We start from the raw sequence: 7,179 nt of genomic DNA, 5'->3' as shown, positions 1-7,179 counted from the left end.
GTCCTCGCCGCTGCCCTGGTGGTGGCCGGCRTCGACCCCGCGCTGGTCGAGCCCGTCGGGCTCACGCCCGTGCTGGGCCACGGCGCCCCGGTGGGCGAGGTCGTCGCGGCCTTCGGCGCATGAGGGCGGTCGTCCAGCGCGTCACGCGCGCGTCGGTCACGGTCGACGGGATCGTCGTCGGCAGGATCGACCGGCCCGGTCTCGTGGCGCTGGTCGGGGTGACCCCCGGGGACGGGCCCGCGCAGGTGGAGCTGATYGCGCGGAAGATCGCGGAGCTGCGCATCCTGCGCGACGAGCAGTGCGCGGTCGACGTCGGTGCGCCCGTGCTCGTCGTCAGCCAGTTCACGCTCTACGCCGACACCCGCAAGGGCCGCCGGCCCACGTGGAACGCCGCCGCCCCCGGTCCGGTGGCGCAGCCGCTGGTGGACGCCGTCGTCGACGCGCTGCGTGGCCGTGGGCTCGAGGTGGCCACCGGGGTGTTCGGCGCGGACATGGCCGTCGAGCTGGTCAACGACGGCCCGGTGACGATCCTGCTGGAGTCCGTGCCCGACGCGTGACGGGCTAGATGTGCCCACAGTCGGTGGTCACGACGCTCAGCAGCTCGAGCCCGGTCGGCGCCGCGGGCGGGTCGACCACGGCACTGTCGGCGCCGTCGACGAACGTCACCCCGAAGCCGTCGCGGCAGAAACCACCGGCGTTCTCCGCCCGCCACCCGGACGCCACCAGGCCCGCGCCCACCTCCGACTGGGCCGCGCCCGCGTCCGGCACGGCGTACAGGTGGACGACGCGCGAGCACTCCTGCAGGCACAGGGCGTTCTCGACGCTCGACGTGGTCATCAGGTGCGCACCGGTCGCCACCGGGAGGGACGCACCGACGCTCGTCATGCGGGCGAGGCTCGGACCGCCGAGCGTGCCGAGCGCCAGCCCGATGGCGAGCAGGACCACGGCCGAGCCTGCGAGGAGCGCCCAGCGTCGGCGCGCCGCCCGGACGACGAGCCACGTCGGAGCGAGCGCGGTCAGCATCGCGACGACGGCCACCAGCCAGTCGGACTCCCTCCCGGCGGTCCCGGTGAGCAGCAGCACGGCGGCGATGGCGAACGTCCACACGAGCCACAGCACCAGGAGCCCGATCGCGCGGGCGACCCATCGAGGGTTCGCCCGCTGCTCCGACGGGTACAGATCGCCCTCGGAGTAAGCGTCCGAGGGGCCCTACCGTGTTCGCAGGTCTTCCGTCCCCGGCGGACCGGAGACCGACGCCGCTCTGACGGTGCGACTACGTCCCGTCACCCGGTTCGCCACCGGCATCCTCGCCCCGAGGGGCTCCGACGCCTGCGGCCCACCGTGGGCGGGACGACTGCGAGCAACCAACCGGCGCCTTGACGGCCCCCGCGTCGTCATCCGCGGGTCGTCGTGTTGCCACGACGATGTGGTCGTCCGTTCTCCGGTCAGCCCGACATCCACAGCCTGTCCCCACCGGCGCCACCTCCCCGAAGGGCGTTCTGCGCCGCCTGCTCGCGTCCCCGAAGGGGCTTGTGCGTCGAGGTTCCGGTCCTGTCCGAGCGATCGTCCACCCGGTCCACGTGAGCTCCGAAGAGGCCACCTGACCTGCGGTTTCAGTCGACCCGGGTGGGGTCCTTCACCTGTGGTTCTCGATCTGTCGATCTCGATGTGAGATTTCTAGTCCTCCTGGGGAAGGGGCCACAAGGGCTTCCTGGACCTTTCTTTATCCACCGCTGCGCCCACAACCTTGTCCACAGGTTCACCTGCGGAAACATCCGGTTAACACAGGGCTGTGGACAGAATTTGTGGACGAGCCGCGTGTCGTTCACCCGTCCGCGCGCAGCCGCCTTGTAGCCTGAGCACCGGTGAAGGCCCCTCGGAGTAAGCGTCCGAGGGGCCTTACCCATGTCCGCGGGTCATGATGGCGGGGTGCTGATCGAGGCGGTCCGGGGCGACATCACGACGCAGGACGTCGACGTCGTCGTCAACGCGGCGAACTCGTCCCTGCTCGGCGGTGGGGGTGTCGACGGCGCGATCCACGCCGCCGCAGGTCCGGAGCTGCTGGCCGCCTGCCGGGAGCTGCGGCGGACCACGCTGCCCGACGGGCTGCCCGTGGGCGACGCCGTCGCGACCCCCGGGTTCCGGCTCCCCGCCCGCTGGATCGTGCACACGGTCGGCCCGAACCGGCACGCCGGGCAGACCGATCCCGTCCTGCTCTCGTCCTGCTTCGCGCGGCCGCTGGAGCTCGCCGTCGAGCTCGGCGCGTCAAGGATCGCGTTCCCCGCGGTCAGCGCGGGTGTGTACGGCTGGGCGATCGAGGACGTGGCCCGGATCGCGGTCCGTACCGTGCGGGCCTGGCAGGAGGGCGCCGACGCCGGGTGGTCCGAGGGGCACCCGCGGGCCGACGGCATCGAGCTGGTGCGGTTCGTCCTCTTCTCGCCGGCCGCCCTGCAGGCCTTCCAGAGCGTGCTCGCTCCCCGCTAGCGTCGTGAGCATGCCCGAGCTGCTGCCGGCGCTGCCGGATGCCGAGTTCCGCCGCGTGCTGTGCGTCGTGGCCCATCCGGACGACGTCGAGTACGGCACCTCCTCCGCGGTGGCCGTCTGGACCGCCCGGGGGGTCGAGGTGGCCTACCTGGTGCTCACCCGCGGGGAGGCCGGCATGGACGCGTCCCCGCCGGACCGCACCCGCGAGATCCGCACCCGCGAGCAGATCACCGGGTCCGCCGCGGTGGGCGTGACGGACGTGCGGTTCCTGGAGCACCCCGACGGCGTGCTCCAGTACGGGCTGCCCCTGCGGCGGGACATCGCCCGGCGCATCCGGGAGTACCGGCCCGATGTGGTGCTCACCGGGTCGTGGGAGGTCGAGTTCGTCGCCGGGCTCAACATGGCCGACCACCGTGTGGCCGGGCTGGCCACGCTCGACGCGGTGCGCGACGCCGGGAACCGGTGGGTGTTCACCGAGCTGCTGGACGACGACGGCCTCGAGCCGTGGCAGGTCCGCTGGCTGCTGGTGGGCGGCGACCCCCGGCCGACGCACGGCGTGGACGTCACCGGGGACGCGCTGGAGGCTGGGATCGCGTCGCTGGAGGCGCACGAGCAGTACCTCGCCGGGCTGCCCGGGCACCCCGCCCCCCGCGACCTGCTCTCGATGATCACGAGCATGCAGGGACGCGCGATCGGGGTCGGCAACGCCGTGCTGTTCCGTGCCTACGACCTGCAGGCGCCGCCCCCGATGATCGGCGACTGACTATCTGGTGATGTCGCGGCCGTGGGCCGTCAGCGCCCAGATCACGAACACGTTCAGCGCGATGACGATGACGCTCCAGACCGGGTAGTACGGCAGCCACAGGAAGTTCTCCAGCGCGCTGAGGGACGCCAGGAACACCGCCACGCTCCGCGCCCACACCGCTCCCGTGAGCACGAAGTACCCGGCGACGGCGACGACGATCCCGGTGATCAGGTGGATCCAGCCCCACGTCGTCACGTCGAACGAGAACGTCCACTCCGGACCGACCAGGTAGAGCGTGTCGCCGAGGAGTGCGACCAGGCCCTCGACGGCCTGGAAGGTCCCGACGAGCAGCATGAGGACCGCGGCGAAGACGGTCACCCCCACCGCGAACGAGTTCCGGGTCTCAGTCATGGCTGTCCTTCCGAGAGGTGGGTGTGCTGTCTCATCCCCAGACGGCGGCCTCGACCGGCGCGGCCGGTGGCACGTAGGGGAGCCTGGCCATGCGGAACGAGACCAGCAGGCCGGCGAGCGCGGCGACCAGCGGGACGAGCATGGCGATCTGCAGGGCGAGCGGCCGGGCCTCGGTGTTGATCCGGATGATCTCGTCCTGCGTGTCCTGCGGCTGACCGACGAGCAGGTTCTCGAGGTCGGTGGTGCTCACCACCTGGGCGTCGTGCTCCAGCACCTGCGCGACCTGCGTCTGCTCGGCGGCGTCCAGCACGGTGCTCTGGGACGCCATCGACGTGAAGATCGTCGCGAGCGCGGCCAGCAGGATCGCGCCCGCGAACGCCAGGCCGAAGGACAGCCCGAACGAGCCGGCGGCGGAGTTGATGCCCGCGGCCTCGCTGACGCGTTCCTCGGAGATCGGCGCCAGGGTGTAGTTGTTCAGCTGCGACACCAGCAGACCGAGCCCGGACCCGGCGACGAGCAGCGGGAGCACCAGCCACCAGCCGGAGTCCGCCCGGGGCACGACGAGGATCACGGCCGCGACGCCGACGAGCAGGAGCGCGAAACCCCACCGGATGATGCCGCTCGGGTTGTGGGTGCCGGCCTTCTTGCCGGCGACGAGCGCGACGGCGAACATGCTCAGCGACAGCGGTGCGATGGACAGCCCGGCCCCCATCGCGCTGTACTCCAGCACCACCTGGAGGTAGATCGGCAGGGCGATCATGGTGCCGCCGAGGGCGATCTGCTGGAGCGACTGCTCGGTGATCCCGAACCGGAACACCCTGGACGCGAACAGGTCCGGGTCGATCAGGGTCGGCTGCGCCAGCCGCCTGCGCTGGCGGAGCCAGACGACGAGCGAGCCGAGCGCCACCACGCCGACGGCCAGGATCGCGGCCACGGACTCGCCGCCCTCCTGCCAGACCAGGATGCCGAGCACCACGCCGCCCATGCCGAGCACCGAGAGCACGGCGCCGACTCCGTCGATGTGGCGCGATCCCGTGTACGGGACGTCCTTGACCAGGCGGATCCCCGAGAGCACGACGGCGATGATCACGACCTCGAGCAGGAACGCCAGCCGCCACGACAGGTAGGTGGTGATGAACCCGCCGAGCAGGGGGCCGACCGCCGCAGCGATCGCCGCGGCCGCGCCGACCAGGGCGAACGCCTTGCGCTGGGCGGCACCGGCGAAGTTGCCGTGGATGAGCGACTGCATCGCCGGGAGGAGCAGCGAGGCACCGAGCCCGCCGATGACCGCCCAGAAGACGATGATGGCCGTCAGGCTCTGCGCGAGGGTCATGGCCAGGGCGCCGACGGCGTAGGCGAGCAGGCCCACCACGTAGGCCCTCTTGCGGCCGAACAGGTCGCCGATCTTGCTGCCGATGAGGATGAACGCGGCCGAGACCAGCGCCTCGAGGGCGATCGCGGACTGCACCCCGCTGACGGTCGTGTCGAGGTCGCGGACCACGGCCGAGATGGAGACGTTCATCAGCGACGTGTCCACCACGAGGACGAACATCGCCATCGCCAGCAGGATGGCGAGTCGGGGATTCCCCGCGGACGCTGCGGTGTCGCCCTCCGGTGTGGTGGTCATGTCGATCCCCTCGTCTCAGGCCCGGGCGCGCGCCGGGCTCACCGCCTCCGGGGGAGCGAGCACGGGCTGGGTGGCCCTGCGGCGCATGAGCACCTTGTCGATCTCCGCGACGACGGGCAGCAGCAGGGCGAGCCCCAGGCAGGCGAGCCACTGGGACCCGGTGAGCGGCTGTGTCGTGAGCCACCGCTGCAGGAAGTCCAGCTCGGTGGCCAGCACGACGAGGATCACCGGCACCGAGAGCACCTTGACCGCGGTCAGCAGCGGAGCGGCCAGGCCGGACTCCGGCTCGCGGCGCAGGACGAGGCCGGACAGGACCGAACCGAGTCCCATGACGACGAACGCCATCGTCATCGACGCCGTCGGGTGGTCGGCGGCCGGGGTGTCGGGACCGAGCACCAGCGGGATCGCCGAGGCGATGCACAGGATCGCGCCGTTGATGATCCAGCGGCGCACGGCGGGGCCGTTGGTGATCCCGACGTCCGGGTCGCGCGGCGCCCGGTCCATGATCCCGGGTCCCACCGGGTCGAGCATGATGGCGATCACGGGGAACACGCAGACGAAGAAGTTGAGGAACAGCACCATCATCGGGGTCATCGCGACACCGTCGGCGATGTCGAAGACGCTGGCTGCCAGGAACAGGACCACCAGACCGATGAGCTGGCTCATCTGGAAGCGGATGTACGCGGTGATCTTCTGGTAGATGCTGCGGCCCAGCTCGACGGCGTGCACCAGGGTGCTGAAGTTGTCGTCGGTGAGCACCAGGCGAGCCGCCTGCTTGGTGACCTCGCTGCCGGAACCCATCGCGACGCCGATGTCGGCCTGCTTGATCGCGGCGGCGTCGTTGACCGCGTCGCCCGTCATGGCGACCACCAGGCCCTGCTTCTGCATGAGCTGGACCAGCCGGAGCTTGTCCTCGGGGGTGACGCGGCCGAACACGTGCAGGTTCGGCAGTCGCTCCAGCAGCTCCTCGTCGGTGAGGGCGGCCAGCTCCGGTCCGCTGATCGCTCCGGGGCCGAGGCCGAGCTGCCTGCCGATCGCGCTCGCGGTCACCGCGTGGTCGCCGGTGATCATGCGGACCTCGATGCCGGCCTTCAGGGCGATGTCGACGGCCACCTTGGCGGTGGGCCGCAGCGGGTCGACGATGCCGACCAGCCCGACGAACACGAGCTCCTCGACGTAGGACATCGGGTCGGCGACCAGCGCGGCCTCGTCGGCCGGCGTGAGGAACCGCACCGCGAAGGCGAGCGTGCGCAGACCCTGCTCGGCGAGCCGCTCCATCTCGGCCTCGATGTCCGCGCGCATGGACTCCAGCGGGACGGTCCGGCCGGGACCGGCGAGGGCGTGCGTGCAGCGCTGCAGCACGACGTCCGGGCCGCCCTTGACCACCTCGACGAGCGACCGGTCGCCCCGCCAGGGCAGCCAGTGGGCGGTCGCCATGAACTTGTACGCCGAGTCGAACGGCACCTCCGCGACGCGGGGGTACGTCCGACGGCTCTCCTCGGCGTCGATGCCCAGCTTCGCGGCGAGCACCACGAGCGCCGCCTCGGTCGGGTCGCCGATCACGGCGCCCGAGTCGGACACGGTGGCGTCGCTGGCCAGGCAGAGGCCGTACGCCAGCGGGGTCAGGTCCGGGACCTCCGCGCCGGCCGCCTGCAGGATCGTGCCGGTCTTGCCGTACCCGGTGCCCTCGACGGTGAAGTGCTGGCCCACCGTGTAGAGAGCGGTCACGGTCATCTCGTTGAGGGTGAGCGTCCCCGTCTTGTCGGAGTTGATCGAGCTGGTCGCCCCGAGCGTCTCGACGTCGTTGAGGTTCGCGACGACGGCCTTCGCGTCGGCCAGCTGACGCGCCCCGTACGCGAGCATGGCCTGCACGAACGTGGGCAGACCGGTCGGGATCGCGGAGATCGCGACC

Annotated in this window: 7 protein-coding genes; 3 read left to right on the top strand and 4 right to left on the bottom strand. The window is 71.5% G+C overall.

Features of this window, described 5'->3' with window-relative positions:
• The first annotated feature begins 119 nt into the window (after positions 1-119).
• Positions 120-557 (top strand): D-aminoacyl-tRNA deacylase, encoded by a 438-nt coding sequence (dtd, locus tag AC1DUQ_RS15990; protein ID WP_477060946.1) that lies wholly within the window; start codon positions 120-122, stop codon positions 555-557.
• A gap of 4 nt (positions 558-561) precedes the next feature.
• On the opposite strand, the gene AC1DUQ_RS15985 is transcribed toward dtd, so the two are convergent.
• Positions 562-1,119 carry a hypothetical protein gene (locus AC1DUQ_RS15985; protein ID WP_477074117.1) on the bottom strand — a complete coding sequence of 186 codons (558 nt, stop codon included), beginning with the start codon at positions 1,117-1,119 and terminating at the stop codon, positions 562-564.
• 810 nt (positions 1,120-1,929) lie between these two features.
• Here AC1DUQ_RS15985 and AC1DUQ_RS15980 point away from each other — a divergent pair.
• Complete coding sequence (locus AC1DUQ_RS15980) at positions 1,930-2,484, top strand: O-acetyl-ADP-ribose deacetylase (protein WP_477060948.1); 555 nt, start codon at positions 1,930-1,932, stop codon at positions 2,482-2,484.
• A gap of 10 nt (positions 2,485-2,494) precedes the next feature.
• On the top strand, positions 2,495-3,247 hold the full coding sequence (locus AC1DUQ_RS15975) for a PIG-L deacetylase family protein (RefSeq protein WP_477060949.1): 753 nt from the start codon (positions 2,495-2,497) through the stop codon (positions 3,245-3,247).
• On the opposite strand, the gene AC1DUQ_RS15970 is transcribed toward AC1DUQ_RS15975, so the two are convergent.
• The 3 genes from AC1DUQ_RS15970 to AC1DUQ_RS15960 all read right to left on the bottom strand — a co-directional run.
• On the bottom strand, positions 3,248-3,640 hold the full coding sequence (locus AC1DUQ_RS15970) for a DUF7144 family membrane protein (protein ID WP_477060950.1): 393 nt from the start codon (positions 3,638-3,640) through the stop codon (positions 3,248-3,250).
• 31 nt (positions 3,641-3,671) lie between these two features.
• The gene (locus AC1DUQ_RS15965; RefSeq protein WP_477060951.1) at positions 3,672-5,267 is read right to left on the bottom strand and encodes an MFS transporter; all 1,596 of its coding nucleotides are present in this window, start codon (positions 5,265-5,267) and stop codon (positions 3,672-3,674) included.
• A gap of 15 nt (positions 5,268-5,282) precedes the next feature.
• Positions 5,283-7,179, bottom strand: a 1,897-nt coding sequence (locus AC1DUQ_RS15960) for a cation-translocating P-type ATPase (protein ID WP_477074116.1), incomplete at its 5' end; no start/stop codon positions are given.

It is taken from the genome of Cellulomonas sp. P4_B5_2, assembly GCF_056402235.1.
The sequence above is the reverse complement of the archived record's forward strand: the minus strand, read 5'-3'. Positions and strand labels throughout refer to the sequence as shown.

What these genes read in the sequence shown, in the direction of transcription:
- AC1DUQ_RS15975 (WP_477060949.1), top strand. Translation starts at nt 2,495, where the DNA reads ATGCCCGAGCTGCTGCCGGCGCTGCCGGATGCCGAGTTCCGCCGCGTG.
- AC1DUQ_RS15970 (WP_477060950.1), bottom strand. Translation starts at nt 3,640, where the DNA reads ATGACTGAGACCCGGAACTCGTTCGCGGTGGGGGTGACCGTCTTCGCC.
- AC1DUQ_RS15965 (WP_477060951.1), bottom strand. Translation starts at nt 5,267, where the DNA reads ATGACCACCACACCGGAGGGCGACACCGCAGCGTCCGCGGGGAATCCC.